This window comes from Serratia sp. Res13-Sevr-LER1-36-b (genome assembly GCF_015673035.1).
Taxonomy (GTDB): Bacteria; Pseudomonadota; Gammaproteobacteria; order Enterobacterales; family Enterobacteriaceae; genus Chania; species Chania fonticola_C.
This window is the reverse complement of sequence record NZ_JADACK010000011.1, coordinates 74,833-100,975: the sequence shown is the minus strand read 5'-3', so window position 1 is coordinate 100,975 and position 26,143 is coordinate 74,833. Positions and strand designations below refer to the sequence as shown.

Sequence of the window (26,143 nt, the reverse complement as noted above, 5' to 3'; positions counted from 1 at the left end):
CCCGCTTTAAGGGGGAAAGCGTCATTTGAAACAATGTGACAACACGAGAGAGAAAGGAGACCCCCCATGCAGGTCAGCAGAAGGCAGTTCTTTAAGATCTGCGCTGGCGGTATGGCAGGAACCACGGTGGCCGCACTGGGCTTTAGCCCGGCGGTGGCATTGGCGGAAACCCGGCAGTACAAGTTGCTGCGCGCCCGTGAAACCCGTAATACCTGCACGTATTGTTCCGTCGGCTGTGGGCTGTTGATGTACAGCCTTGGTGATGGCGCCAAAAACGCCAAAGAGAGCATCTTCCATATCGAAGGGGATCCAGACCATCCGGTAAACCGTGGTGCACTGTGCCCGAAAGGTGCAGGTCTGGTGGATTTCATCCACAGCGAAAGCCGTCTCCAATACCCAGAATATCGCGCTCCAGGCTCGGACAAGTGGCAACGCATCAGTTGGGACGACGCCTTCACCCGCATCGCCAAACTGATGAAAGAAGACCGCGATGCCAACTTCGAAGCCACCAACGCCGCTGGCGTAACGGTGAACCGTTGGCTCTCCACCGGGATGCTGTGTGCTTCGGCCTCCAGCAACGAAACCGGTATGCTGACCCAAAAATTTAGTCGCGCTCTCGGCATGCTTGCCGTAGATAACCAGGCGCGTGTCTGACACGGACCAACGGTAGCAAGTCTTGCTCCAACATTTGGTCGCGGTGCGATGACCAACCACTGGGTTGATATCAAGAACGCCGACTTAATTATCGTCATGGGTGGGAATGCGGCAGAAGCGCATCCAGTGGGATTCCGCTGGGCGATGGAAGCCAAAATTCATAATAAAGCCAAGCTGATCGTCATCGATCCGCGCTTTACCCGTACTGCATCCGTGGCGGATTTCTACACGCCTATCCGTTCAGGTACCGACATTGCTTTCCTGTCGGGCGTCTTGCTGTACCTGATCACCAATAACAAGATTAACCGCGAATACGTGGACGCCTACACCAACGCCAGCCTGCTGGTGCGGGAAGACTTCACCTTTGACGACGGCCTGTTCAGCGGCTACGACGCGGACAATCGCAAATACGATAAAACCACCTGGAATTACCAGCTCGACGAGAACGGCTTCGCCAAGCGTGATACTACGCTACAGGACCCGAACTGCGTGTGGAACCTGCTGAAAAAGCACATCAGCCGTTATACGCCAGAGGTGGTCACCAACATCTGCGGCACGCCAACCGAGGATTTCCTCAAGGTGTGCGAATATATCGCCGAAACCAGCGCCAACGACAAGACGGCCTCGTTCCTCTATGCCCTGGGCTGGACACAGCACTCGGTCGGTGCGCAGAACATCCGTACCATGGCGATGATCCAGCTGCTGCTTGGCAACATGGGCATGGCAGGGGGGGGCGTGAACGCCCTGCGCGGCCACTCCAATATCCAGGGGCTGACCGATTTGGGTCTGCTGTCACAAAGCCTGCCGGGCTATATGACGCTGCCTTCCGAGAAGCAGGCCGATCTGGAGACCTACCTGAAAGCGAACACGCCGAAGGCGCTGCTGCCGGGCCAGGTAAACTACTGGAGCAACTACCCGAAATTCTTCGTCAGCATGATGAAGAGCTTCTACGGCGACAAAGCGCAGAAAGATAACAGCTGGGGCTTTGACTGGTTGCCGAAGTGGGACAAAGGCTACGACGTGCTGCAGTATTTCGAGATGATGTCGCAGGGGAAAGTGAATGGCTATATCTGCCAGGGCTTTAACCCGGTTGCGTCGTTCCCGAACAAGAACAAAGTGGTGGCCTCGCTGGCCAAGCTGAAGTTCCTGGTGACCATCGATCCGCTGAACACCGAAACCGCCAACTTCTGGCAGAACCACGATGAGTTCAACGACGTTGACCCATCGAAAATCCAGACCGAGGTATTCCGCCTGCCGTCCACCTGCTTTGCCGAAGAGAACGGTTCAATCGTTAACTCTGGCCGCTGGCTGCAATGGCACTGGAAAGGGGCCGATGCCCCAGGGGAAGCGCTGAACGACGGTGAAATTCTGGCGGGGCTGCTGATGCGCCTGCGCGAAATGTACACCCGTGACGGCGGCGCGGTCCCTGAGCAGTTGCTGAACATGTCCTGGGATTACCTGACTCCGGAAAATCCGAAGCCAGAAGAAGTGGCGATGGAGAGCAACGGCCGGGCACTGGCGGATGTCCTCGATCCAGACGGCAAAGTGTTGGCGAAGAAAGGCGAACTGCTGAGCACCTTCGCGCACCTGCGTGATGACGGCACCACGGCAAGTGGCTGCTGGATCTTCGCAGGCAGTTGGACGCCAGCGGGCAACCAGATGGCGCGCCGTGATAACGCCGATCCTTCAGGCCTTGGCAACACGCTGGGCTGGGCTTGGGCATGGCCGCTGAACCGCCGCATCCTGTATAACCGTGCGTCTGCGGATCCAGCGGGTAAACCGTGGGATGCCAAACGCCAGTTGCTGGAGTGGGATGGTGCCAAGTGGGGCGGGGTTGATATCCCGGACTACAGCGCCGCCGCACCGGGCAGCGACGTCGGGCCGTTTATCATGCAACCGGAAGGCATGGGCCGCCTGTTTGCCCTCGACAAACTGGCGGAAGGGCCGTTCCCTGAACACTACGAGCCGTTTGAAACGCCGCTCGGCACCAACCCGTTGCACCCGAACGTGGTGTCCAACCCGGCGGCGCGCGTGTTCAAAGACGATCTGGCCGCGATGGGCAAATCCGACAAGTTCCCGTATGTCGGTACTACCTATCGTCTGACCGAACATTTCCACTACTGGACCAAACACGCGTTGATCAACGCCATCGCTCAGCCAGAGCAGTTCATCGAAATTGGCGAGAAGCTGGCAGAGAAGAAAGGCATCAAGCAGGGTGATACGGTAAAAGTCAGCTCCAACCGTGGCTATATCAAGGCCAAGGCGGTGGTGACCAAACGTATTCGTACTCTGCAGGTAAATGGCCAGGACGTGGACACCATCGGCATCCCGATCCACTGGGGTTACGAAGGGGTGGCGAAGAAGGGCTTTATCGCCAACACGCTGACGCCGTTTGTCGGCGACGCCAATACGCAAACGCCAGAGTTCAAGGCGTTCCTGGTTAACGTGGAAAAGGTGTAACGGAGACGAATTATGGCAATGCAATCTCAAGACATCATTCGTAAATCCGCCACCAATGGCTTCACCCCGGCACCGCGCGCGCGCGATCACCAGGAAGAAGTGGCCAAGCTGATCGATGTCACTACCTGTATCGGCTGCAAAGCCTGCCAGGTGGCCTGTTCTGAATGGAACGATATCCGCGATGAAGTGGGGCACAACGTCGGGGTTTACGATAACCCCGCCGATCTGACCGCCAAATCGTGGACGGTGATGCGCTTCTCGGAAGTTGAGGAGCACGGCAAGCTGGAGTGGCTGATCCGCAAGGATGGCTGCATGCACTGCGCCGATCCGGGCTGCCTGAAGGCGTGCCCATCGGAAGGTGCCATCATCCAGTACGCCAACGGCATCGTCGATTTCCAGTCCGAACACTGCATCGGCTGCGGCTATTGCATCGCCGGTTGCCCGTTCGACGTGCCACGCATGAATGCGGAAGACAACCGGGTGTACAAATGCACCCTGTGCGTCGACCGCGTTGGCGTTGGCCAGGAACCGGCCTGTGTGAAAACCTGTCCGACCGGGGCGATCCACTTCGGCACCAAAGAAGCGATGAAAAATGTCGCGGCGGAACGTGTCGATGAACTGAAAACCCGTGGCTACCAGAATGCCGGTCTGTACGATCCGGCTGGCGTGGGCGGCACCCACGTGATGTACGTACTGCATCACGCCGATAAACCGCAGCTGTACCACGGTTTACCGGATAACCCGACCATCAGCCCGGCGGTGACCTTCTGGAAAGGGGTCTGGAAGCCGTTGGCCGCCATCGGGTTTGCTGCCACCTTTGCGGCCAGTATCTTCCATTACGTTGGCGTGGGGCCAAACCGCGTTGAAGAAGAGGAAGAGCAGGATCCGAAGGACGAGCATCATGATGAGGAGACGCGCAAATGAGGAAGGAAAAGCCAATTCAGCGCTATAGCGCGCCGGAGCGGATTAACCACTGGATTGTGGCGTTCTGCTTTATTTTTGCCGCCGTCAGCGGGCTGGGGTTCCTGTTCCCGTCCTTTAACTGGCTGATGAATATCTTTGGTACGCCACAGCTGGCACGCATCCTTCACCCCTTCACCGGGGTGTTGATGTTCGTCGCGTTCCTGCTGATGTTCCTGCGCTACTGGAAGCACAACCTGATCAACCGGGAAGATATCGTCTGGGCGAAAAACATCCACAAAATCGCCATGAATGAGGAAGTGGGTGACACTGGGCGTTATAATTTCGGTCAGAAGTGCGTATTCTGGGCGGCGATCATCAGTCTGGTGCTGTTGCTGGCCAGTGGTATCGTTATCTGGCGGCCATACTTTGCCCCATCCTTCTCCATTCCGCTGATCCGCATCGCGTTGGTGGTGCATTCGTTGGCAGCGGTGGGGTTGATCATCGTGATTATGGTGCACATTTACGCCGCGTTGTGGGTAAAAGGCACCATTACCGCGATGGTGGAAGGTTGGGTGCCGGCTGCCTGGGCCAAGAAGCATCATCCGCGCTGGTACCGTGAGGTCCGCGAGAAACAACAGGAAGACAAACCCAGATGAGTATCCGCATCGTTCCTAAAGAGCAGTTAGGGGCACAGCGTGAAAAGTCTTCAACGGCGGAAACTATTCCGCCGTTACTTTTCGCCAACTTGAAGAGCCTTTATACCCGCCGAGCCGAACGTCTGCAGCAACTGGCCGTAGACCATCCGCTGGGTGACTATCTCAATTTTGCTGCCAGCATTGCGCAAGCGCAGAACAACGCCTGCCACGATAATCCGCTGGAGCTGGATCTCGGTGAAACGCTGACTCAGAGCGCCGCTAGCGGTAAGCCGCCGTTGGACATCAGCGTCTATCCACGCAGCGAACACTGGCACAAGCTGCTGGCATCGCTGATCGCAGAACTGCGCCCGCAGGCACCGGAACACGTGCTGGCGGTGTTGGATAACCTGGAGAAATCCTCGTCCCATGAGCTGGAGCTGCTGGCCAGCGCCCTGCTGAAAGGCGAGTTTGCCAAAGTAGGCAGCGACAAAGCCCCGTTCCTTTGGGCGGCGCTGTCGTTGTATTGGGCGCAGATGGCCAGCCAGATCCCTGGCAAGGCACGGGCCGAGTACGGCGAGCATCGCCAATTCTGCCCGGTTTGCGGCAGTATCCCGGTTTCCAGCGTGGTGCATCTTGGTACCGTGAACGGCCTGCGCTATCTGCACTGCAACCTGTGCGAAAGCGAATGGCACGTGGTGCGGGTGAAATGCAGCAACTGCGAGCAAACCGGCGATCTCAACTACTGGTCACTGGAAAGTGAGCAGGCGGCCGTGAAAGCGGAAAGCTGTGGCGATTGCGGCACCTACCTGAAGATCCTCTATCAGGAGAAGGACCCGAAGGTCGAGGCGGTGGCTGACGATCTGGCTTCGCTTATCCTCGATGCCAAGATGGAAGAGGAAGGCTTTGCGCGCAGCAGTATCAACCCGTTCCTGTTCCCTGGCGAGTAATTACAGTTGGGCTTATTCGTTCGCCCCTTGCCACTGTAATTGCTCAACTCAAGTCCATCACTTTTGCAGCTCCCTCTCCCTATGGGAGGGGGCCGCAACGACTTTCGGATTAGACATCTGGCAAACCGGGAAGCGAGTTGCTACCGTTACGTCAAGACGCGTAACGCGAAAGGAAGACATGATGTTGAAGACCCTTGCCAAAGGCGCGGCGCTGGCCGTGCTGCTTACCGGGCTGGTAGCCTGCGATAACCAGGACAGCAAAAAGCCGGAAGTCCCGGCCCCCGCGCCAAAACCGGTTGTGACACAACCCGTAACGCCAGCCCCAGCGCCACCGGTGGAAGAACCCAAGCCCGCCCCCGGCCTGAACGTCTCGCTGCAAAAAGGCCAAATCACCTTTGAACTGCCGCCGGGTTTCAGCGATCAGACCAAGCTGAGCGGCATCATCAACGACGACAAGTCGACCATTCAGCTGTTCCTCGACAGCAAATCGCGCCAGCGCACCGTCGCTTCGGAAGTGATCCCGCCACCAGACATGAAGATCAATACCAGCGATGCGATGCTCAAAGAGCTGACGCAAAGCATCATTACCGAACTGTCTGACCGCTATCAGAACATCAAGAAAACCAAAGAAGAGAATTTCACCGTCGGTAAGCAGAAGTTCCATCGCCTGGATACTGAACAGACGGTCAACGGCCAAAAACTGGTTTCCACCATCGTGTTGACGGTGTTCAATAAACGGGTCGTGACGTTGCAGCTGTTAACGCCAGCTAAAACACCGGATCTACATCATGCCCTGGTACAGCGAATTATTGATACCATGCAGGTTAAATAACCTGACTGGTTTAGCTCGGCACGCCAATAAGCCAGTTTGCCGATAACCGGACACTGAAAAATCGAGTGACCATGAGCACTGAATCCCAGCACCTATACAGCCAGTTACCTGCCATCGACCGCCTGCTGCGCGACCCTGCGATTGAAACCGCCGTCGCCAAACATGGCCAGACGCTCATCAGTGAACTGCTGCGCCAGATGCAGGCGCAGGCGCGTGAAGCCATCAAGACGCAGCAACAGTTGCCCACCTGGTGTCAGGACTGGCCGCAGGCGCTACATACCCGCTTGGAGCAGCAACAGCGCCCGGCGTTGCAACCCGTGTTTAACCTCAGCGGCACCGTTTTGCACACCAACCTGGGGCGAGCGCTATTGGCGCAACCGGCGGTTGATGCGGTGGTCAGTGCCATGAGCAGTGCCGTGACGTTGGAATATGATTTGGATGGCGCAGGCCGTGGGCATCGCGATCGGGCCATCGCGGATTTGCTCTGCCAGCTCACCGGGGCGGAAGATGCCTGCATCGTTAACAATAACGCGGCGGCGGTGCTATTGATGCTGGCGGCGGTAGCGCCGGGCCAGCAGGTGGTGGTATCACGTGGCGAGCTGGTGGAGATTGGCGGCGCGTTCCGCATCCCGGACGTCATGCGCCAGGCTGGCTGCCAACTGGTGGAGGTCGGCACCACCAACCGTACACATCTGAAAGATTATCGTGCCGCCATCAACGAGCAAACCGGCCTGTTGATGAAGGTACACACCAGTAATTACAGTATTCAAGGGTTTACCGCTGCGGTCGATGAAAGCGAACTGGCAGTGTTGGGCCACGAACACGGCATTCCTGTGGCGACCGATTTGGGCAGTGGCTCGCTGATCGACATGGCGCAATACGGCTTGCCCGCCGAACCGATGCCGCAACGTCTGATTGCCGCAGGTGTCGATCTGGTGACCTTCTCCGGTGACAAACTGCTGGGCGGGCCACAGGCCGGGATTATCGTCGGTAAAAAAGATCTCATCGCCCGTCTGCAACAGCACCCACTCAAGCGCGCTCTGCGCGTAGGCAAAATCACGCTGGCGGCGCTGGAAGCCACGCTGCGGTTGTATCAACAGCCTGAGCTACTGGCAGAACACTTGCCTACCTTGCGTTTACTAACCCGTCCACAGCAACAGATGCAGGAAACAGCCGAGCGTTTGCAGAGCCAGTTGGCTCCGCGGTTTGCTGGCCGCTTCGAGCTGCGCAGCGAGCCATGCTGGTCACAGATTGGCAGCGGGTCGTTGCCGGTAGATCGTCTGCCGAGCTACGCGTTGACCTTTGCCCCACTTGATGGACGAGGCGCAACGCTAGAAGGTTTGGCTCAGCAGTGGCGCGGTTTGCCGCAGCCGGTCATTGGCCGTATCAACGACGGCAAGCTGTGGCTCGATCTGCGTTGCCTGGAACAGGAGGGCGCACTGGTTGAGGCGCTGAGCGCATGATTATTGCCACCGCTGGCCATGTCGACCACGGCAAAACCACCCTGCTACAGGCGATCACCGGCATCAATGCCGATCGCCTGCCGGAGGAACAACGCCGTGGCATGACCATCGATCTTGGTTATGCCTATTGGCCGCAGCCAGATGGCCGCGTGCTGGGGTTTATCGACGTTCCCGGCCATGAAAAATTCCTCGCTAATATGCTGGCGGGCATTGGCGGCATCGACCATGCGCTGCTGGTGGTGGCCTGCGACGATGGCGTAATGGCACAAACCCGCGAGCACCTGGCGATCCTGCGCCTGAGCGGTAGAGCGCAGTTGACGGTGGCGCTAACCAAAGCCGACCGTGTGGAGCCTGCACGAGTCGCTGAAGTGCAAACCCAGGTGTTGGCTGAATTGGCGCAGCAGGGCTGGCATGATGTGCCAGTATTTGTTACTGCGGCGGCCATGGGGGAAGGTATTGATGAGCTGCGCCAGCATCTGTTGATGTTGCAACCCGGTGAGCACTTACTATCACGCCGTTTTCGCTTGGCGGTGGATCGCGCCTTCAGCGTCAAGGGGGCCGGGCTGGTGGTGACAGGGACGGCGCTGGGCGGCAGCGTGGCGGTAGGCGATACGCTATGGCTGACCGGTGCGGATGTGCCGGTACGGGTGCGCGGCTTGCATGCGCAGAATCAGGCGGCAGAACAGGCGGTTGCCGGGCAACGTATTGCGCTGAATATCAGCGGTGACGTCAGCAAAGATCAGCTAACGCGCGGCGACTGGCTGTTGGCGCAACAACCGCCAGCGGCGGCAGAACGTATTCTGGTGGCGATAGAGGCCGACGCGCCGATCCAGCACTGGCAGTCACTGCATATTCATCATGCTGCCAGCCATATCACCGGGCGCATTGCGTTGCTGGCCGACAACCTGGCGGAGCTGATCCTCGATCGCCCGCTGTGGCTGGTGGAAAACGACCGGCTGGTGCTGCGTGATATCAGCGCACGCCAAACGTTGGGGGCTGCCCGCGTGCTGGGGCTCTCCTCGCCGAAACGGGGCAAGCGTCAGCCGGAGTATCTGGCCTGGCTGGCAGCGCTGTCTCAGGCATCCAGCGATGGACAGGTGCTGGATTTGCGTTTGCCGGGTGGCGCACTGGATTTGGCCGCGTTTGCCTGGGCGCGACAGTTGACGGATGAGGGCCTACAGGAACTGCTGGCGGGTTATGCCCTGATGATCTCTGGCGAGATGGCGTTGGCCCCGGCCAATGTGCAGGCGCATGAGCAGCGCCTGTTACAGGTGTTGGCCGAATACCATCAGCAACATGCCGATCAGCTTGGCCTGGGGCGCGCTCGTCTACGCCGTATGGCGTTACCGGCGCTGCATGAGCCGCTGGTGTTTATGATGATCGATCGGCTGCTGGCGGCGGGTTTGCTGCGTAATACGCGCGGCTGGCTGCATCTGCCAGACCACGGTTTGGCATTCAGCAGCGAGCAACAGGCGCTGTGGAGCCGCATTGAGCCGCTGTTTGGTGAAGAGCCCTGGTGGGTGCGCGATCTGGCCGCCTCGTTGGGCGAAGAGGAAAACAGCGTTCGCGCCGCGTTGCGCAAAGCGGCACAGCTTGGCTACGTCACCGCCGTGGTGGTCGATCGCTACTACCTCAGCCAGCGTATCGAACAGTTTGCCGCGATGATCCGCGAGCTGGACGCCACGCAAGGCAGCACCAATGCCGGTGATTTCCGCGATCGGCTGGGGGTTGGCCGCAAGCTGGCGATCCAGGTGCTGGAATTCTTCGATCGCAGCGGCTTTACCCGGCGTAAGGGGAACCAGCATCTGCTGCGGGATCGCGGGCTGTTCGGTGGTTGAAATTATGGGTGCATATTGTTGCACCCAGTTTAAAAGATTGTGACACCCCTCATGCGTTTGAGCATTGTTTCGCCATTTCTCCTCATAAACCCCTATCATTCCGGCTAGAGATAGTTCACCGCTTCTTAAGTTTGATCACTGGATCTGCGGCCATGGTGCCGTGAACCTGCTTACCGTCTGCGGGCGGTAAGGTTGCAGCCTCGTTAAAAGGAGATACAAATGGCGAATACCATTGCGGCAAGTCACCTCACGCCTGAAAACACCGGGTTTCCTCTCAAACTGAAAAAACGTTACGACAACTTTATCGGTGGTGCCTGGGTGGCGCCGGTACAGGGCGAGTATTACACCAACCTGACGCCGATCACCGGCCAGACGCTGTGCGAAGTAGCCAGCTCCTCCTTCCAGGATATCGAGTTGGCGCTGGATGCGGCCCACGATGCCAAAGGGGCATGGGGGAAGATGTCGGTGCAGGCGCGCGCCAACCTGCTTAACCGGGTCGCCGATCGCATGGAGCAGAATATCGATCTGCTGGCGGCGGCAGAAACCTGGGATAACGGCAAACCGATCCGCGAAACCGTCAATGCCGACGTTCCGTTAGCTATCGACCATTTCCGCTACTTTGCTGCCTGCGTACGAGCGCAAGAGGGCGGCATCAGCGAGATCGACTCCGAAACCGTCGCCTATCACTTCCACGAACCGCTGGGCGTGGTGGCACAAATCATTCCGTGGAACTTCCCGCTGCTGATGGCCTGCTGGAAGATGGCTCCGGCGCTGGCGGCGGGTAACTGCATCGTGTTGAAACCGGCCAAGCTGACGCCACTATCGGTGCTGGTGCTGATGGAACTGATCCAGGACATTCTGCCGCCAGGGGTGATCAACGTGGTCAACGGCGCAGGCGGTGAAATCGGGGAATATCTGGCGACCTCCAAGCGTATCGCCAAAGTGGCCTTTACCGGTTCGACCGAGGTGGGCCGCCAAATCATGGGCTACGCCACCCAGAACATCATTCCGGTGACGCTGGAGCTGGGCGGCAAGTCACCCAACATCTTCTTTGCCGACGTGATGGACAAAGAGGATTCGTTCTTCGACAAGGCGCTGGAAGGCTTTGCGCTGTTTGCCTTTAACCAGGGGGAAGTCTGTACCTGCCCGAGCCGGGCGCTGGTGCAGGAATCGATCTACGAGCGCTTTATGGAGCGGGCGATCAAACGGGTGGAGAGCATCCGTAGCGGCAACCCGCTGGACGCCAGCACCCAAATGGGGGCGCAGGTCTCCGAAGGGCAGATGAAGACCATCCTTAACTACATCGAGATCGGCAAGCAGGAAGGGGCCAAGGTGCTGACCGGTGGCCGACGCAAGGCGCTGGATGGCGGGTTGGCGCAAGGGTACTACATGGAGCCCACCATACTGTTCGGCAAGAACAGCATGCGGGTATTCCAGGAAGAGATTTTCGGCCCGGTGCTGGCGGTGACCACCTTCAAAGACATGGATGAAGCGCTGGCGCTGGCTAATGATACCGATTTTGGCCTGGGAGCCGGGGTGTGGAGCCGCAACGGTAACATTGCTTACCAGATGGGGCGCAACATTCAGGCGGGCCGCGTCTGGACCAACTGCTACCATGCCTACCCGGCACATGCGGCGTTCGGCGGCTACAAACAGTCGGGGATCGGGCGGGAAACCCATAAGATGATGTTGGAGCACTATCAGCAGACCAAGTGCCTGCTGGTGAGCTACTCTGAGAAACCGATGGGGCTGTTCTAAACCTTCACGCCAGCCCTCACCCAAAGGGAGAGGGCTGGTTAACCATTACACTGTGGCACTCGGTGCGGGAGTGGCGCCACCACGGTGTTTGCTGAGGAACAACGCCGTCAGCATCAGCCAGCACAGGCCGCTGATCAGATTGAACAGGCTAAACAACCCGTTACCGCCCCAGACATAGGCCACCTTGGCCAGCTCGATCCCGATGGTGAACACCGACATACTCAGCATCCCCATCACGGCCGAAACGGCACCTTTACTCACGTTGCTTGAAAACAGCGTCAGGCGATACAGACCGGCGTTCGCCAAACCAATGCCGTAGGCATAAAGGCTCAGCCCGGCGGTCATCCACAGATAGGCGTGGGCGGAAAATACCGTGGCCAGCGCGGCGAGCAGCAGGCCCAGTAGCATCGGCCATGCGCCCAGCTTGATCGGGCGTTCAATACTGAGTTTGCCAGTCACGCGGGCCAGCGTCAGGTTGCCCAGGATCAGCGCGCCAAACACCGGGATCTGCAACAGGCCATAGTCCAGCGCCGAGAGCGACTCACCCTTAATCAGGATCACCGGAGACTGGGCAATCCAGGCCAACAGCGGCAGGCTGGCAAAGCCGATAGCCAATGAACCACAGATAAAGCGCCGATTGACCAGCACCTGGCGATAGTCGCGCCACAGGTTGGCCGCCGAGAAGGCTTCCCCTTGCAGTGTGGCGGTTTCAGGCATGGCTTTCCACAGACCAACAAAGGCAATGGCGGCCAGCGCGGCAAACAGCACAAACATGCTCTGCCAGGAGGCTACGTGAACCCAGGCGGCCCCGGCCAACGGCCCTAGCAGCGGGGCGATCAACGCCACGTTAGCCATCAGCGCGGTGATCTTGATACATGTCGCCTCTTCAAACGACTCCTGAATGGTGGCATAGCCCACCGCGCCGATAAAGCACAGGCCGATCCCCTGCAGGAAGCGCATCACGATAAACTGCTCGATATTGGTGACCAGCAGAATGGCCAGGCAGGTGACGATAAAGAACAGCACCCCGGCCAGCATCACCGGGCGGCGGCCACGGCGATCTGACAGCGGGCCAAGCAGCCACTGCAAAAAAATACCGCCAGCCAGATAGGCGGTCATTGAGGTGGGCACCCACTCCACGCCGGCGTTGAAGTCGGCCACGACCGCCAGCATACCGGGCTGGATCATATCGTTGGCGATATAGGTCGCAAATTCGAACAGCACCAGACAAAGTGGGAATAAAAGCGCCTGTCGGCCTAAAAGTGCCGCAGGGGGTAATGATGTTTTCATTTTTATATTACTGATAGCAAAGAAGAAATAAGGAACTGTCAGGGCGGGGATGCGCAAACTGAGCGAGTTGTGGCGGCTATTTTGCCGCCAATTGTTCACCTTGGCAATCATAAGGTGATTTTCAGGCTCATTCTTAATAGTGCGTTTAAGCGTTGTGCTGCGCCCCCCTGAGCTATAACCTCTGATTAACATTTCTTTATGACAGAATTATAGGCAACCGACGGGCAGCAATGAGCAATAAAATTGGTTGGATAGATAACTTGCGTGCGCTGGCGTGCATGATGGTGGTGATGATCCACGCGACCACCTACTACGTCGCTAACGGTGTGGCAGTGGGTGAACATAACTGGGATATGGCTAACGTATTGAACTCGATTTCACGGGCTTCGGTGCCGCTATTCTTTATGATTTCCGGCTTTCTATTTTTTGGTGAGCGCAGTGCCAACCAAAAACACTTTATCCGCATTACCTGCTGCATTTTGTTCTACAGCGCCATTGCCCTGATTTATATTGCCTGTTTTACTCGCATCGGCTTTTGGCCCTCGCTGCGTGCCATCCTGCAAAAGCCGGTGTTTTATCACCTGTGGTTCTTTTACGCCATTGCGGTGGTCTACCTGCTTTCGCCGCTGATCAGCGTCAAACCGATCTCTGGCCGCTATCTGGCCGGGGTGATTGTCATTCTGGCGATTATCGCCAACCCTAATACCAGCAAGCTAACCCTGGATAACGTGCATCTGCTGCCGGTGAACCTGTACATCTATGGCGATACCTTCTATTACCTGCTGTATGCCTTGGCAGGGCGAGCGATCGGCATGATGGCTACCCAACGGCGCGGTATGAGCCTGTTGGCAGTGCTGTGCTTTGTCGCTAGCGTGGTACTGATTATCCGTGGCACCAAAAGCCAGATGTTTATCAACGGCAGCTTCGCCGATACGTTTTATATGTATACCGGCCCCTTGGTGTTTGTGGCGGCGGTCTCGCTGCTGGTGTGGTGCAAAAACTGCCTGCCGAACCCAATCGGCTGGCTAGGCGTGATCTCCCGCCACTCGCTGGCGATCTACGGTTTTCACGCCCTGATCGTTAACGTGATGCGTAACCGCCACTGGGAGTTTCCGGCCTATCCGCTGCTGGATATCTTCTGGGTGTTTGGCATGGCGCTTGGCGTGAGCCTGCTGCTGTCGATGGGGTTACAGAAAGTGGATACCCGGCGGCTGGTGTCTTAAGCCTGCCAGCGCTGCTGTGCCCGCCGCAGTTGGCGGCCAGAGGAGAAGCCTGCGGTTAGCGCGGCTTTTTCCAGACCGTAGCCCTGTTGCAGCCGTTGCTGTGCGACCGCCAGCCGCAGCTGTTCATGATATTCCCGTACGCTGAGGCCGATATGCAGGCGGAACAGCCGGGCCAGATGGCGGCTGCTGACGTGGGCTTTCTCCGCCACCTGGGGGACCGACCACTCGGCCTCCGGCTCGGCGGCCATGACATCCTGCGCCCGGTGCACGGCAGGATGCAGATGATTGCGGTAGCGTAGCCACGGGGAAAGCTGCGGATCGTCGCCGGAGCGGCGGAAATAAACCACCATCTCACGGGCAATCTCCAACGCGCGGTCAGCCCCACAGTGTTGATTAACCAGGTGCAGGGCCAGATCGATACCGGCGGTGATACCCGCGCTGGTAAACACCCCACGATCCTCAACGAAAATACGGTTTTCCTTCACCTGCGCGGCCGGTGCCTGCTGGCGCAGACGGTCGAGCACGGCGTGGTGAGTGGTGCAGTGATAGCCGTCGAGCAAGCCTGCCTGGGCGGCCAATAGCGCACCGGAACAGACGCAAACCAGATCAATCTGCCGCTGGGCCAAAGCCGGGCGCAAGGCCCGGAGCCAATTGCGTGCCAGAGCCGCTTCCTCGCTAGCAAAGTAATGCGTTGAGTCCGCCACCCCCGGTATCACCAGAATATCCCCTTCGTTCCACTGTTGCGGTAAGGGGGCCAACTGGCCGATCGTCATGCCGATGGAACAGGTAATCTGCGGCACCGGGCTGACATAGTGCAGCTGGAACCGCCCGGTAAGTCGCAATACCTCTGCCGGGCCGCTGACATCCAGTAACAGCACGTTGGGGAGCATCAGAAAGTAAACGGCCTTGGGCATGATTATTCCTGTGAAAGTTGTGCCAATGCTTCATCGACGCTGGCAATGGTGGCAAAGCGGTCGACCAGCACGGTTTCAGTATGCCGCTTTAGCTGCTCGGGGGTAAAGAGGCTGCCGCCCGGGTGATGCATCGGGAAAGTGAGCGTCGCTTCGGTCACAAACGTCACTTTATAGCCCAGATCCGAGGCGACGCGGGTGGTGGTTTCACAGCATTGCTCGGTGCGAATGCCGCTGATAATCAGATGGTCGATCTGGCGTTCACGCAGCCAGGCATCCAGGCCAGATTCGGTCAGCGCATTGTGTACTCGCTTTTGCACCGTAACGTCAGCCTGATGGCTCAGAAACGGCAGGCGTTTCACGTAACCAGACGCCAAAGAGAACGGCCCCTCAGGCGAGACATGGAACACATCGACCAGCGGCACCCCTTGCTGCTGGCAACCCGCGATCAGGCGTGTCAGCGCCTGTTGAAACGCAGGCAGATCGTCTTCCTGCCAGAACGGGCGGTGTTGAAAGGATTGTTGAACATCGATGATCAATAGTGCGCTATGTGACATTTTCGGCCCTCCTGAATGTGGTGTAAGACCATATTGCGCTTGCAACAAGGCAGAAAGAAGGTCAAAAACGGCCATCATGATGGCAACAACGGACGGGATGAAGTTTGCGGGCGGTTACCGATAATAATCCCGGTGAACGCGGTATTGATTACTATAATTGATTGACCGTCCTTTGGCTGGAACGAGGAGGGTAATAAGGCAAGGCCAAGACCCCACCGTTAACTTATCTGAATGGGCAATCAAACATGAAAAAACGCCAGTTGGCAGTAATTATCGCGGGTGGACTGCTGTTTTTTTCAGGGATGAGTCAGGCACAAGAACATAACGCATCGGTCACCAAAACCATCACCATCACCGCCACGCTCGGAGACAGTATTTTTGTTTCTCGCCCGCAGGGTGGGGATTGGTATCAGACGGTGGATTTAGCGGCCACCGATGGCACACAGCAATCGTTCGCCAGCAGTATACCGGTACAGGTTTGGAGCACGACGCCGCAGTTCAACGTGTCGCTGGTTCATCCACTTGAGATCGCCCGCACCGATTCGGCTTATAAAATGGATGGGGTTAAGGTTAAGTTTGCCGGTGAGGGCAGCAATGGCAAAGATCTTGGTGCTAGTGGCGCCGCGCAAACCTTCAATCAGAAAGTGAAGGTGGGCAATGGCTATCAAAGCGTTTATCAGTTGAAGGTAAACGCTAATGCGCCTAAGAGCAACGGCAATACCGACACTCAAGGTTTGTATACCGGGGAAATGGTGATGCTGTTTGAGATCGCGGCCAGCTCGATTTAGCCCTCAATACTGAGCCATTTAAAGCCCAATGCTAACGGCAACAGCCAAGTACATACATAGGTGTTGGATATGTATGTACCTGGCAGAGGCGTTGGTGAATTACATCAGCGGCTGCAGGCAGCGGTAAAGTTCGCGGAAGGTGTTGCGTTGGGCTGCGTAATATTGATGCCGTTCGGTATCCGGCTCATGCACCTGCTCTAACGGCAATTCGGGCAGTAGGGTGCTCAATGACACGCCAGGGTTCAGCGCAATCTGTGCCAGACGCGCGGCGCCTAATGCCGGGCCAACGTCACCACCGGTGCGGTATTCCAGCCGCTGGCCGCTGATATCCGCCAGCATCTGGCGCCAGAACGGGCTACGTGCGCCGCCGCCAATCAAGGTGATAGCCGTGGGTTGCAGGCCGCTGGCATGCAGCACGTCCATGCCATCTGCCAGTGCATAACCCACCCCTTCCAGCACCGCTCGTGCGAGATCGTTCGGCCCATGTTGATGAGTGAAGCCCCAGAAGGCCCCTTTGGCATTCGGGTTGTTGTGCGGCGTACGTTCGCCGGAAAGATAGGGCAAGAACCACAGCGGCGTTTCAGCAGGAGCAGCCTGCTCAACGTTACGCAGCAGGGTGGCAACGCTGTCGACATTGGTTAACTGGCAGGCCCAGTCCAGGCAGGACGCCGCGCTGAGCATCACCGACATCAGGTGCCAGGTCTGCGGCAGCGCATGGCAGAAGCTGTGTACCGCGCTGGCCGGGTTACTGAGGAAGCCGTCGCTGACGGCGAAGTAGACGCCAGAGGTTCCCAGCGACAGCATCGCCTGCCCGGCCTGATACAGCCCGACGCCGATCGCTCCGGCGGCATTGTCACCCCCGCCAGCCACCACCGGCACCGGTGCCATCCCCCAGCGTTGGGCCAGCTCGCTATGCACTTGCCCGGTGATCTGGTTGCCCTCAAACAGCGCAGGCATTTGCTCACGCGTCAGCTCGCAGGCATCAAGCATGGCATCGCTCCAGTCACGTTTGGCGACGTTCAGCCACATTGTCCCTGCGGCATCGGACATATCGCTGGCAAACTCGCCGGTGATGCACCAACGCAGGTAATCCTTCGGCAATAACACCTTATCGATCTGCTGGAAAATCTGTGGTTCGTGCTCCTTGACCCACAATAGCTTGGGGGCGGTGAAGCCGGGCATCATCAGGTTACCGGTGATTTCCCGTGAGCTAGGTACGGTTTGTTCCAGTGCCTGGCATTGCGCAAAGCTGCGGCCATCGTTCCACAGGATGGCCGGGCGCAATACCCGTTGCTGTTTATCCAGTAACGTTGCGCCATGCATTTGCCCGGTCAGGCCAATGGCTTGGACCTGTTGCAGGCTATGCTGTTTAGCTAATGCCAACATGGCGCGGTCGGTGGCCTGCCACCAATCTTGTGGGTCTTGTTCAGACCATAGGGGATGGGGGCGCGAGATGGGCAGCGGTTCGCTCTGGCTGGCCAGCAGTTGGCCTTGCTCGCCTAGCAGGATGACTTTCACGCCGGAAGTACCGAGATCGATTCCAATATACATGAGCACGGATCCTTTGAAGCGCAGTGAGCGGACCCACCGCGCCGTAGAGAGTTAGCCGAACAGGTAGCGGTTGACCAGGTTCTCCAGCTTTTCCTGATGCCCACTGGCATGTTGTGGTGCCAGCACCTGTTGCTCGGCGTGCTGTGCCAGCGCTTCGAGCGACAGTTTCCCTTGCAGGATCTGTTGGCCCAGCTCACCGTTCCAACCGGCATAGCGTTTGGCAACCTGCTGATGTAGCTGACCATCTTCGATCATGCGGGCGGCCACTTTCAGCGCCAGCGCCATGGTGTCCATCGCGCCGATATGGCCGTAGAACAGATCATATTTGTCGGTACTTTGGCGGCGCACCTTCGAGTCAAAGTTCAGCCCGCCGGTAGTGAAGCCGCCGGCCTTGAGGATTTCGAACATCACCAGCGCGTTTTCTTCCACGCTGTTCGGGAACTGATCGGTATCCCAACCTAGCTGTGGATCGCCCCGGTTGGCATCGACCGAGCCGAATATCCCCAGCGCGATGGCGGTGGCGATCTCGTGGTGGAACGAATGCCCGGCCAGCGTGGCGTGGTTGGCCTCGATGTTCACCTTGATCTCTTTTTCCAGGCCGAACTGTTTAAGGAAACCGTAAACGGTGGCGACGTCGTAATCGTACTGATGCTTGGTCGGCTCCTGGGGTTTGGGCTCGATCAGCAGTGTACCCTGGAAGCCGATCTTATGTTTGTGCTCAACCACCATCTGCATAAAGCGGCCAATCTGTTCACGCTCCTGACGCAGATCGGTATTGAGCAGGGTTTCATAGCCTTCACGCCCGCCCCACAGCACATAGTTTTCACCGCCCAGCTTGTGGGTGGCATTCATGGCCGTGAACACCTGAGTTGCTGCCCAACTGAAGACTTCCGGATCCGGGTTAGTCGCCGCCCCGGCACCGTAACGCGGATGGGTGAAGCAGTTGGCGGTGCCCCACAGCAGCTTCACGCCGCTGCTTTGCTGTTTCTCTGCCAGCACGTCGGTCATGACCGCAAAGTTGTTCAGATACTCTTTTAGCGTGGCCCCTTCCGGCGATACGTCGATATCGTGGAAGCAGTAGTAAGGCACGTTCAGCTTATGGAAAAACTCGAACGCCACGTCGGCCTTGCGTTTGGCCAGCTCCAGCGCTTCACCCGGCTGTTGCCAGGGACGATCGAAGGCCCCGATGCCGAACATGTCTGCCCCGTTCCAGCAGAAGGTGTGCCAGTAGCAGGCGGCGAAGCGCAGGTGGTCGGCCATACGTTTGCCGAGGATGATTTCATCGGGGTTGTAGTGGCGGAAAGCCAACGGGTTATTGCTGCTGGTGCCTTCGTAACGAACCTGTTCAAGCTGATCAAAATAGGATTGCATGAGTGACTCCTTGGTAGCGGTGCCCGGCGAAAAGGATGCGGGATGCGCTCATCTTCGGAGTAAGTGGTGGAATGCTCAATTACGTTATTTCACTCTTAAATTCACAGAATTATTAAATGTGCGCGGGATCTCATAATTCAACGAAGGGCCGGTTTTACTGGTCGCGGGTTATTTCACAGGTTTAAAACATGACCGCCATCATAAAATCAACATTAAACCAAAAACCGTAATTCACTGGTGAAAATCTGTAATTGCTGAACATCGCATAAGCGACAACAATCCACGGGAAGTTTCGTGCTTTATCTCGTCACCTTTCAATTTTGCCGTTTGAAAGCGTATGGATAACTATTTCCCTACACAACTCAAGGGTTATAAAATGAAATTCAAACCACTCTTGCTTTCTGCTTGCGCACTGCTGCTACTGGCCAGCCAACCGGGCTACAGCCAACAGATTAAAATCGGTATGGCCATCGACGACCTGCGCCTGGAGCGTTGGCAAAAAGACCGCGATATTTTTGTCAAAAAAGCCAACGCCTTGGGGGCCGATGTGTTTGTGCAGTCGGCTAACGGCAATGAAGAAACCCAAATGGCGCAGATCGAGAATATGATCAACCGCGGCGTCGATGTCCTGGTGATCATCCCCTATAACGGCCAAGTGCTGAGCAACGTGATTAGCGAGGCGAAACGCGAAGGCATCAAGGTCTTGGCTTATGACCGCATGATCAACAATGCCGATATCGATTTCTACATCTCGTTTGATAATGAGAAAGTGGGCGAGATGCAGGCAGAAAGCCTGGTGCAGCGCGTGCCGCAGGGCAACTATTTCCTGATGGGCGGCTCGCCGGTGGATAATAACGCCAAGCTGTTCCGCAAGGGGCAGATGACCGTGCTGCAACCGCTGATCGACAGCGGTAAGATCAAGATAGTGGGCGATCAGTGGGCCGACGGGTGGCTGCCGGAAAACGCGCTGAAGATTATGGAAAACGCCCTGACGGCCAACAATAACCATATCGATGCGGTAGTGGCCTCCAACGATGCCACCGCGGGTGGAGCCATTCAGGCACTGGCTGCGCAAGGGTTGGCGGGTAAGGTGGCGATCTCTGGCCAGGACGCCGATCTGGCGGCGGTAAAACGCATCGTGGCGGGCACCCAGACCATGACGGTCTATAAACCGATCAGCAAACTGGCCGACGAAGCGGCGGATATCGCCGTGCAACTGGGCAAAGGGGAACAACCCAAGTCTAACGCCAAATTAAATAATGGCAGTAAAGAGGTTTCGGCCTGGCTATTAACCCCGGTACAGGTGGATAAAACGAATATCGAGAGTACGATTATTGCCGATGGTTTCCATAAGCAATCGGACCTTAATTAATGGCAACGCCATCTGGGGGGAGTGAATAATGCCCTGCCTGCTAGAAATGCGAAATATCACTAAACAATTCGGCGCAGTGAAAGCCGTGGATAATGTCAGCCTGCACTTGGAGGCGGGGCAGGTATTATCCTTGTGCGGTGAAAATGGCTCAGGAAAATCCACCTTGATGAAAGTGCTGTGCGGAATATATCCGCACGGCAGTTATCAGGGCGATATTTATTTTTCGGGCGAGATCGTTACGGCGAAAACCATTCGCGATACCGAGCAGAAAGGTATCGCCATCATTCACCAGGAATTGGCCCTGGTGAAGCAGATGACGGTGCTGGAGAACCTGTTTCTCGGCAACGAGTGGGGCCGCTATGGGGTGATGGATTACGACAACATGTACCTGCGGTGCCAGCGCATGCTGGCACAGGTCAAGCTGGAGGTTGACCCCAATACCCGCGTGGGTGAACTGGGGTTGGGCCAACAGCAACTGGTGGAGATCGCCAAGGCCTTGAACAAACAGGTGCGCCTGTTGGTACTCGATGAGCCCACCGCCTCATTGACCGAAAGTGAAACCGCCACGTTGCTGGCGATCATTGCGGATCTGCGCGATCACGGGATCGCCTGTATCTACATTTCGCACAAGCTCAACGAGGTGAAAGCGATCTCGGACTTTATCTGCGTGATCCGCGATGGCAAGCACATTGGCACCCGGCCTGCGGCGGAGATGAGCGAGGACGATATCATCGCCATGATGGTTGGCCGTGAGCTGACCGAGCTGTATCCGCAGGAACCCCATACCATCGGCGAGGTGGTCCTGCAGGTGGAAAACCTCACTGCCTGGCACCCGGTCAACCGGCATATCCGCCGGGCCGATAATGTGTCTTTTACCCTGCGGCGTGGGGAGATCCTCGGCGTGGCCGGGCTGGTTGGCTCCGGGCGTACCGAAACCATGCAGTGCCTGTTTGGCGCCTATGCGGGGCGTTGGCAGGGCAATATCACCATTGCAGGGCAGGCGGCCACCATCACCAACTGCCGCGAGGCAATGCGATATGGCATCGCCATGGTGCCAGAAGACCGCAAGCGCGATGGCATTGTGCCAGTGATGGGCGTGGGGGCCAACATGACGTTGGCGGCGCTGGGGGATTTCAGTGGCGCATTGACGGTGCTGGATGATGCGCAGGAGCAGGCAACTATCCAACAATCGCTGGCACGGTTGCGGGTAAAAACGTCTTCTGCGGAGCTGGCTATCGCGCGTCTCAGCGGGGGTAACCAGCAGAAAGCCATCCTGGCGAAGTGCCTGTTGCTGAACCCGCAAATCCTCATTCTGGATGAGCCAACGCGCGGCATTGATATCGGGGCCAAGCAAGAGATTTACAAACTGATCAATCAATTGGCACAACGGGGGCTCGCGGTGATTGTGGTGTCCTCCGAATTGCCGGAGGTGCTGGGGTTAAGCGATCGAGTATTGGTGATGCATCAGGGGCAGATCAAAGCTGATTTGGTGAACCGCGATCTGACCCAGGAACAGGTAATGGAAGCGGCCTTGAGGAGTGAAACACATGTTGAAAAGCACGCAATCTGAAGCCAGCCTGCCGCCAGTGGAGGCAAAAAAGCCGCCGTTCGGGCTGAAAACCGTCAACCTGCAGGTGTTCGTGATGCTGGCGGCGATCGCCGTCATCATGCTGTTCTTTACCTTTACCACCGAAGGGGCCTATCTCAGCGCCCGTAACATCTCCAACCTGCTGCGCCAGACGGCGATCACCGGCATTCTGGCGGTGGGCATGGTGTTCGTGATTATTTCGGCGGAGATCGACCTTTCCGTTGGCTCAATGATGGGGCTGTTGGGCGGCGCGGCGGCGATCTTTGACGTCTGGTTCGGCTGGCCGCTGCCGTTGACCATTGTGGTCACGCTGTTGGCGGGGCTGTTGCTGGGGGCGTGGAATGGCTGGTGGGTAGCCTATCGTAAAGTCCCTTCGTTTATCGTCACTCTGGCGGGGATGTTGGCGTTTCGCGGTATTCTGATCGGCATTACCAATGGCACCACCGTATCACCCACCAGCAATGCCATGTCACAGATTGGCCAGAGCTACCTGCCCAACGGAGTGGGTTTTGGCATTGGCGCGGTCGGCCTGATGCTGTTTGTGGCCTGGCAGTGGCGGCGGCGTAGTAGACGTACGCAACTGGGCTTGCCGGTAGCGGCAGCGAGCGGCGATGTCACCCGGCAGAGCATCATGGCAATCCTGGTATTAGGGGCGATTTACCTGCTGAACGACTATCGTGGGGTACCAACGCCGGTGCTGATCCTGACCGCATTGATGCTGGCAGGGATCTTTATGGCGTCGCGTACCGCCTTTGGCCGCCGTATTTATGCCATCGGCGGTAATATTGATGCCGCGCGGCTTTCCGGGGTTAACGTTGAGCGTACCAAGCTGGCGGTGTTTGCCATCAACGGCCTGATGGTGGCGATTGCCGGGCTGATCCTCAGTTCGCGCCTAGGGGCCGGTTCGCCTTCTGCCGGTAACATTGCCGAGCTGGATGCTATCGCCGCCTGCGTGATCGGTGGCACCAGCCTGGCAGGGGGGATTGGTAGCGTGGCGGGAGCGGTGATGGGGGCGTTTATCATGGCCTCATTGGATAACGGCATGAGCATGTTGGACGTGCCGACGTTCTGGCAATATATCGTCAAAGGCGCGATCCTGCTGCTGGCGGTGTGGATGGATTCCGCGACCAAACGCCGGGTCTAGGCGCGGCTTTACACTTGTAGCTGTGACCGTATTTATTGCTGGGGAGCCCCCATGTTTAAGAAGCGCTACCGTATTACGCTGCTGTTCAACGCCAATAAAGTGTATGACCGCCAGGTGGTGGAGGGCGTTGGGGAGTATTTACAGGCGTCGCAAAGTGATTGGGATATCTTTATCGAAGAGGATTTTCGCTGCCGCATCGATAATATCAAGGACTGGTTGGGGGACGGCGTGATCGCCGATTTCGACGACCGGAATATTGAGCAACTGTTGCGTAATGTCCAGGTGCCGCTGGTTGGCGTCGGGGGCTCTTATCATCGGGAGGCGGATTACCCGCCGGTGCATTACATCGCGACCGATAACCATGCGCTGGTGGAAGCGGCGTTTATGCACCTGAAAGAAAAAGGGCTGAACCGCTTTGCGTTCTATGGCCTGCCGGCCGAGGGGGGGAAGCGTTGGGCGCAGGAACGTGAACAGGCTTTCCGCCAGTTGGTGGCGGCGGAACAGTATCAAGGGGTGGTGTATCAGGGGATGGAAACCGCGCCGGAGAACTGGCAATACGCCCAGAATCGCCTGGCGGACTGGGTGCAGACTTTGCCCCAGCAGACCGGGATTATAGCCGTTACCGATGCGCGGGCGCGCCACCTGTTACAGGTGTGCGAGCACCTGGATATTCCCGTGCCGGAAAAACTCTGTGTGATTGGCATCGATAACGAAGAGCTGACGCGCTATCTATCGCGCGTGGCGTTGTCGTCGGTGGTGCAGGGGACACGCCAGATGGGCTATCGTGCCGCCAAGCTGTTACATCAACTGCTTGATCAACGTGATCTGCCGCTACAGCGTATTCTGGTGCCGCCGGTGAAGGTGATTGAACGGCGGTCTACCGATTTCCGTTCACTGCGCGACCCGGCGGTGATCCAGGCCATGCACTATATCCGTTACCATGCCTGCAAGGGGATCAAGGTGGAGCAGGTACTGGATGCGGTGGGCATGTCCCGTTCCAATCTGGAAAAGCGCTTCAAGGATGAAACCGGCCAGACGATCCATAACGCCATCCACCAAGAAAAGCTCGATCGCGCCCGCAATTTACTCACCGCGACCTCATTACCCATCAATGAAATTTCCCAGATGTGTGGCTACCCATCGTTGCAGTACTTCTATTCGGTGTTCAAGAAAGGCTATGACATGACGCCCAAAGAGTGCCGCGACCGTTTTGGGGAGGTCGGCTATTGAAACCGCAGTACCGGCACTGTTGGTCACGCGGCACATAATATTTCTGTCATTACGGCTCCCTATAGTGGCGTTGCTTTTTACCTTTGGGCAAAACCATTATCAGGGAGTACATAATATGCATAATTTACCATCCCGCCTGGCACTGCTGGCCAGTTGCCTGGCATTCAGCACCACGCTATGGGCGCAGGCTCAGGAAGTCCCCGCCGTGCTGGCCGGGCACGCCGTATTACCGGTGAAGTCCAGCGTCACTGCCCCCCAGGATGCACCAACCGATCTGCAACAGAGTGGTAAATACACCAGTGGCAAACGCATCACCGAACTGGGTAGCGTCGCGGGGAAATCTGCCGATCGGCTGACCGGCATCGGGCTACCCATCAATGGCCAGCCGTTGCAGGGGCATTCCGGTATCAAACACATGCCGGATGGCACCTACTGGGTGCTGACCGACAACGGCTTTGGCAGCAAGGCCAACTCGCCGGACGCCATGCTGTATCTCAACCATTACCGTATCGATTTCAAGGAAGGCACGGTAACGCCGCTAAAAACGCTGTTCCTGCACGATCCCGATAAAAAAGTCCCGTTCCATATCGTCAATGAAAGCACCGACAAACGTTACTTGACCGGCAGCGATTTCGATCCGGAAAGCTTCCAGTTTGCCGACGATGCCCTATGGATCGGCGATGAATTTGGCCCTTACCTGATTAAAGCGGATTTGAACGGCAAGGTGCTGGCGGTATTTGATACCCAGGTTGACGGCAAGGTAGTGAAATCGCCGGATAACCCGACGCTGACGCTGCCAGGTGCGCCGGATGGCAAGCAGAACTTCCAGGTGGCGCGCTCCAAGGGCTTTGAAGGAATGGCGGTATCACCAGACGGTAGTAAGCTGTATCCCCTGCTGGAAGGGGCGCTGTGGGACGGCGAACAGTTTGAGAACGTGGCGGGTAAACGCTACCTGCGGGTGCTGGAGTTTGACGTCAAACAGCAGGCATGGACTGGCCGCAGCTGGCAGTATGTGTTGGAAGACAATCAGAACGCCATCGGTGATTTCAATATGATCGACGCCAATCATGGCCTGGTGATCGAACGTGATAATGGTGAAGGCACAGCCGATAAAGCCTGTGCGGCAGGCGCGCCAACGGATAACTGCTTCAGCCAGATCGCCAAATTCAAACGGGTCTACAAAATAGCGTTTTCCGACGCCAACGTCGGCAAACCGGTAGAAAAACTGGCGTATATCGATTTGCTGAACATTCAGGACCCGCAGAAGCTGGCGCGCAAGCCGCTGAATAACGGCGTGCTGACCTTCCCGTTCTTCACTATCGAGAATGTCGACGTGGTGGATGGCAGCCATATCATCGTGGGGAACGACAATAACTTCCCGTTCTCTTCCAGCCGTGAACCCAACGTGGCGGATGATAACGAATTTATTTTGCTGGATGTGAAAGCCCTGCTACAACCGTAAAATTTTCCTTTATCGCCAAGCCTTCTCCTGATGGGGTGAAGGCTTTTTTATTCCGGTGATGAAGGAATACGTTAAGTGACTCCGTTTTGGTGGGAGCATAGTAGATATAGGACGCGGTCATTTTCAGGTAAGTATATTAATAAAACGTTACTTTCAATCTTGCCGC

Annotated in this window: 20 protein-coding genes; 15 read left to right on the top strand and 5 right to left on the bottom strand. The window is 57.3% G+C overall.

All coding sequences use genetic code 11. From position 1 onward, the window contains the following. The first annotated feature begins 66 nt into the window (after positions 1 to 66). The 8 genes from fdnG to IMQ33_RS07405 all read left to right on the top strand — a co-directional run bounded on the left by fdnG (position 67) and on the right by IMQ33_RS07405 (position 11,490). Positions 67 to 3,114 carry a formate dehydrogenase-N subunit alpha gene (gene fdnG, locus IMQ33_RS07440; protein WP_080673316.1) on the top strand — a complete coding sequence of 1,016 codons (3,048 nt, stop codon included), beginning with the start codon at positions 67 to 69 and terminating at the stop codon, positions 3,112 to 3,114. Between the two features lie 12 nt (positions 3,115 to 3,126). Continuing rightward, positions 3,127 to 4,038: a formate dehydrogenase subunit beta gene (gene fdxH, locus IMQ33_RS07435; protein ID WP_021807291.1), complete on the top strand. Its 912-nt coding sequence runs from the start codon at positions 3,127 to 3,129 to the stop codon at positions 4,036 to 4,038. Continuing rightward, positions 4,035 to 4,673 carry a formate dehydrogenase cytochrome b556 subunit gene (gene fdoI, locus IMQ33_RS07430; RefSeq protein ID WP_024527318.1) on the top strand — a complete coding sequence of 213 codons (639 nt, stop codon included), beginning with the start codon at positions 4,035 to 4,037 and terminating at the stop codon, positions 4,671 to 4,673. The genes fdxH and fdoI overlap by 4 nt, the downstream gene beginning before the upstream one ends. Beyond that, positions 4,670 to 5,599: a formate dehydrogenase accessory protein FdhE gene (gene fdhE, locus IMQ33_RS07425; protein ID WP_024527317.1), complete on the top strand. Its 930-nt coding sequence runs from the start codon at positions 4,670 to 4,672 to the stop codon at positions 5,597 to 5,599. Before fdoI ends, fdhE begins: the two co-directional genes overlap by 4 nt. 181 nt (positions 5,600 to 5,780) lie before the next feature. Continuing rightward, the gene (locus tag IMQ33_RS07420; RefSeq protein WP_098929312.1) at positions 5,781 to 6,431 is read left to right on the top strand and encodes a DcrB-related protein; all 651 of its coding nucleotides are present in this window, start codon (positions 5,781 to 5,783) and stop codon (positions 6,429 to 6,431) included. A 71-nt stretch (positions 6,432 to 6,502) separates the two neighbouring features. Then, positions 6,503 to 7,894 carry an L-seryl-tRNA(Sec) selenium transferase gene (gene selA / locus IMQ33_RS07415; protein ID WP_196061664.1) on the top strand — a complete coding sequence of 464 codons (1,392 nt, stop codon included), beginning with the start codon at positions 6,503 to 6,505 and terminating at the stop codon, positions 7,892 to 7,894. Next, on the top strand, positions 7,891 to 9,732 hold the full coding sequence (selB, locus tag IMQ33_RS07410; RefSeq protein ID WP_161738883.1) for a selenocysteine-specific translation elongation factor: 1,842 nt from the start codon (positions 7,891 to 7,893) through the stop codon (positions 9,730 to 9,732). Before selA ends, selB begins: the two co-directional genes overlap by 4 nt. A 219-nt stretch (positions 9,733 to 9,951) precedes the next feature. Continuing rightward, complete coding sequence (locus IMQ33_RS07405; protein ID WP_098929306.1) at positions 9,952 to 11,490, top strand: aldehyde dehydrogenase family protein; 1,539 nt, start codon at positions 9,952 to 9,954, stop codon at positions 11,488 to 11,490. A gap of 45 nt (positions 11,491 to 11,535) precedes the next feature. On the opposite strand, the gene IMQ33_RS07400 is transcribed toward IMQ33_RS07405, so the two are convergent. Beyond that, positions 11,536 to 12,780, bottom strand: a complete 1,245-nt coding sequence (locus IMQ33_RS07400; protein WP_065683537.1) for an MFS transporter — start codon at positions 12,778 to 12,780, stop codon at positions 11,536 to 11,538. Positions 12,781 to 13,010: 230 nt separating this feature from the next. Here IMQ33_RS07400 and IMQ33_RS07395 point away from each other — a divergent pair, with 230 nt between their 5' ends. Further along, positions 13,011 to 14,003, top strand: coding sequence for an acyltransferase (locus IMQ33_RS07395; protein WP_196061665.1), 993 nt, complete (start codon positions 13,011 to 13,013; stop codon positions 14,001 to 14,003). Here the strand turns inward: IMQ33_RS07395 and IMQ33_RS07390 are convergent. Both IMQ33_RS07390 and IMQ33_RS07385 read right to left on the bottom strand, forming a co-directional pair. Then, positions 14,000 to 14,917 (bottom strand): GlxA family transcriptional regulator, encoded by a 918-nt coding sequence (locus IMQ33_RS07390; protein WP_173410062.1) that lies wholly within the window; start codon positions 14,915 to 14,917, stop codon positions 14,000 to 14,002. The two genes, IMQ33_RS07395 and IMQ33_RS07390, sit on opposite strands and share 4 nt — an antisense overlap. A gap of 2 nt (positions 14,918 to 14,919) precedes the next feature. Continuing rightward, entirely contained in the window at positions 14,920 to 15,471 is a 552-nt protein-coding gene (locus IMQ33_RS07385) for a cysteine hydrolase family protein (protein ID WP_196061666.1), read from the bottom strand. A gap of 245 nt (positions 15,472 to 15,716) precedes the next feature. On the opposite strand from IMQ33_RS07385, the gene IMQ33_RS07380 reads away from it, so the two are divergent. Next, positions 15,717 to 16,259 carry a CS1 type fimbrial major subunit gene (locus tag IMQ33_RS07380; protein ID WP_196061667.1) on the top strand — a complete coding sequence of 181 codons (543 nt, stop codon included), beginning with the start codon at positions 15,717 to 15,719 and terminating at the stop codon, positions 16,257 to 16,259. 99 nt (positions 16,260 to 16,358) lie between these two features. Here IMQ33_RS07380 and xylB read toward each other — a convergent pair whose 3' ends face one another. Both xylB and xylA read right to left on the bottom strand, forming a co-directional pair. Then, the gene (xylB, locus tag IMQ33_RS07375) at positions 16,359 to 17,810 is read right to left on the bottom strand and encodes a xylulokinase (RefSeq protein ID WP_196061668.1); all 1,452 of its coding nucleotides are present in this window, start codon (positions 17,808 to 17,810) and stop codon (positions 16,359 to 16,361) included. A 51-nt stretch (positions 17,811 to 17,861) separates the two neighbouring features. Then, positions 17,862 to 19,181, bottom strand: coding sequence for a xylose isomerase (xylA, locus tag IMQ33_RS07370; protein WP_074030879.1), 1,320 nt, complete (start codon positions 19,179 to 19,181; stop codon positions 17,862 to 17,864). 376 nt (positions 19,182 to 19,557) lie between these two features. On the opposite strand from xylA, the gene xylF reads away from it, so the two are divergent. From xylF to IMQ33_RS07345, 5 genes are all read left to right on the top strand, one after another. Continuing rightward, a complete protein-coding gene (gene xylF / locus IMQ33_RS07365; protein ID WP_161713234.1) occupies positions 19,558 to 20,553 on the top strand; it encodes a D-xylose ABC transporter substrate-binding protein in 996 nt (331 codons plus the stop codon). Between the two features lie 28 nt (positions 20,554 to 20,581). Continuing rightward, positions 20,582 to 22,123 carry a xylose ABC transporter ATP-binding protein gene (locus IMQ33_RS07360; protein ID WP_065683455.1) on the top strand — a complete coding sequence of 514 codons (1,542 nt, stop codon included), beginning with the start codon at positions 20,582 to 20,584 and terminating at the stop codon, positions 22,121 to 22,123. Beyond that, entirely contained in the window at positions 22,101 to 23,285 is a 1,185-nt protein-coding gene (gene xylH, locus IMQ33_RS07355; protein ID WP_024527305.1) for a xylose ABC transporter permease XylH, read from the top strand. Before IMQ33_RS07360 ends, xylH begins: the two co-directional genes overlap by 23 nt. A 51-nt stretch (positions 23,286 to 23,336) precedes the next feature. Continuing rightward, complete coding sequence (xylR, locus tag IMQ33_RS07350) at positions 23,337 to 24,515, top strand: D-xylose utilization transcriptional activator XylR (protein ID WP_024527304.1); 1,179 nt, start codon at positions 23,337 to 23,339, stop codon at positions 24,513 to 24,515. Positions 24,516 to 24,630: 115 nt separating this feature from the next. Beyond that, positions 24,631 to 25,977, top strand: a complete 1,347-nt coding sequence (locus IMQ33_RS07345; RefSeq protein WP_065683458.1) for an esterase-like activity of phytase family protein — start codon at positions 24,631 to 24,633, stop codon at positions 25,975 to 25,977. Positions 25,978 to 26,143 lie beyond the last annotated feature (166 nt).

Coding starts and splice junctions, on each gene's coding strand:
- IMQ33_RS07420 (WP_098929312.1), top strand. CDS start 5,781: ATGTTGAAGACCCTTGCCAAAGGCGCGGCGCTGGCCGTGCTGCTTACC.
- IMQ33_RS07390 (WP_173410062.1), bottom strand. CDS start 14,917: ATGCCCAAGGCCGTTTACTTTCTGATGCTCCCCAACGTGCTGTTACTG.
- IMQ33_RS07380 (WP_196061667.1), top strand. CDS start 15,717: ATGAAAAAACGCCAGTTGGCAGTAATTATCGCGGGTGGACTGCTGTTT.
- xylF (WP_161713234.1), top strand. CDS start 19,558: ATGAAATTCAAACCACTCTTGCTTTCTGCTTGCGCACTGCTGCTACTG.
- IMQ33_RS07345 (WP_065683458.1), top strand. CDS start 24,631: ATGCATAATTTACCATCCCGCCTGGCACTGCTGGCCAGTTGCCTGGCA.
- IMQ33_RS07405 (WP_098929306.1), top strand. CDS start 9,952: ATGGCGAATACCATTGCGGCAAGTCACCTCACGCCTGAAAACACCGGG.
- IMQ33_RS07360 (WP_065683455.1), top strand. CDS start 20,582: ATGCCCTGCCTGCTAGAAATGCGAAATATCACTAAACAATTCGGCGCA.
- xylA (WP_074030879.1), bottom strand. CDS start 19,181: ATGCAATCCTATTTTGATCAGCTTGAACAGGTTCGTTACGAAGGCACC.
- IMQ33_RS07400 (WP_065683537.1), bottom strand. CDS start 12,780: ATGAAAACATCATTACCCCCTGCGGCACTTTTAGGCCGACAGGCGCTT.
- selA (WP_196061664.1), top strand. CDS start 6,503: ATGAGCACTGAATCCCAGCACCTATACAGCCAGTTACCTGCCATCGAC.
- IMQ33_RS07385 (WP_196061666.1), bottom strand. CDS start 15,471: ATGTCACATAGCGCACTATTGATCATCGATGTTCAACAATCCTTTCAA.
- IMQ33_RS07395 (WP_196061665.1), top strand. CDS start 13,011: ATGAGCAATAAAATTGGTTGGATAGATAACTTGCGTGCGCTGGCGTGC.
- xylB (WP_196061668.1), bottom strand. CDS start 17,810: ATGTATATTGGAATCGATCTCGGTACTTCCGGCGTGAAAGTCATCCTG.
- xylH (WP_024527305.1), top strand. CDS start 22,101: ATGTTGAAAAGCACGCAATCTGAAGCCAGCCTGCCGCCAGTGGAGGCA.
- selB (WP_161738883.1), top strand. CDS start 7,891: ATGATTATTGCCACCGCTGGCCATGTCGACCACGGCAAAACCACCCTG.
- xylR (WP_024527304.1), top strand. CDS start 23,337: ATGTTTAAGAAGCGCTACCGTATTACGCTGCTGTTCAACGCCAATAAA.
- fdoI (WP_024527318.1), top strand. CDS start 4,035: ATGAGGAAGGAAAAGCCAATTCAGCGCTATAGCGCGCCGGAGCGGATT.
- fdhE (WP_024527317.1), top strand. CDS start 4,670: ATGAGTATCCGCATCGTTCCTAAAGAGCAGTTAGGGGCACAGCGTGAA.
- fdxH (WP_021807291.1), top strand. CDS start 3,127: ATGGCAATGCAATCTCAAGACATCATTCGTAAATCCGCCACCAATGGC.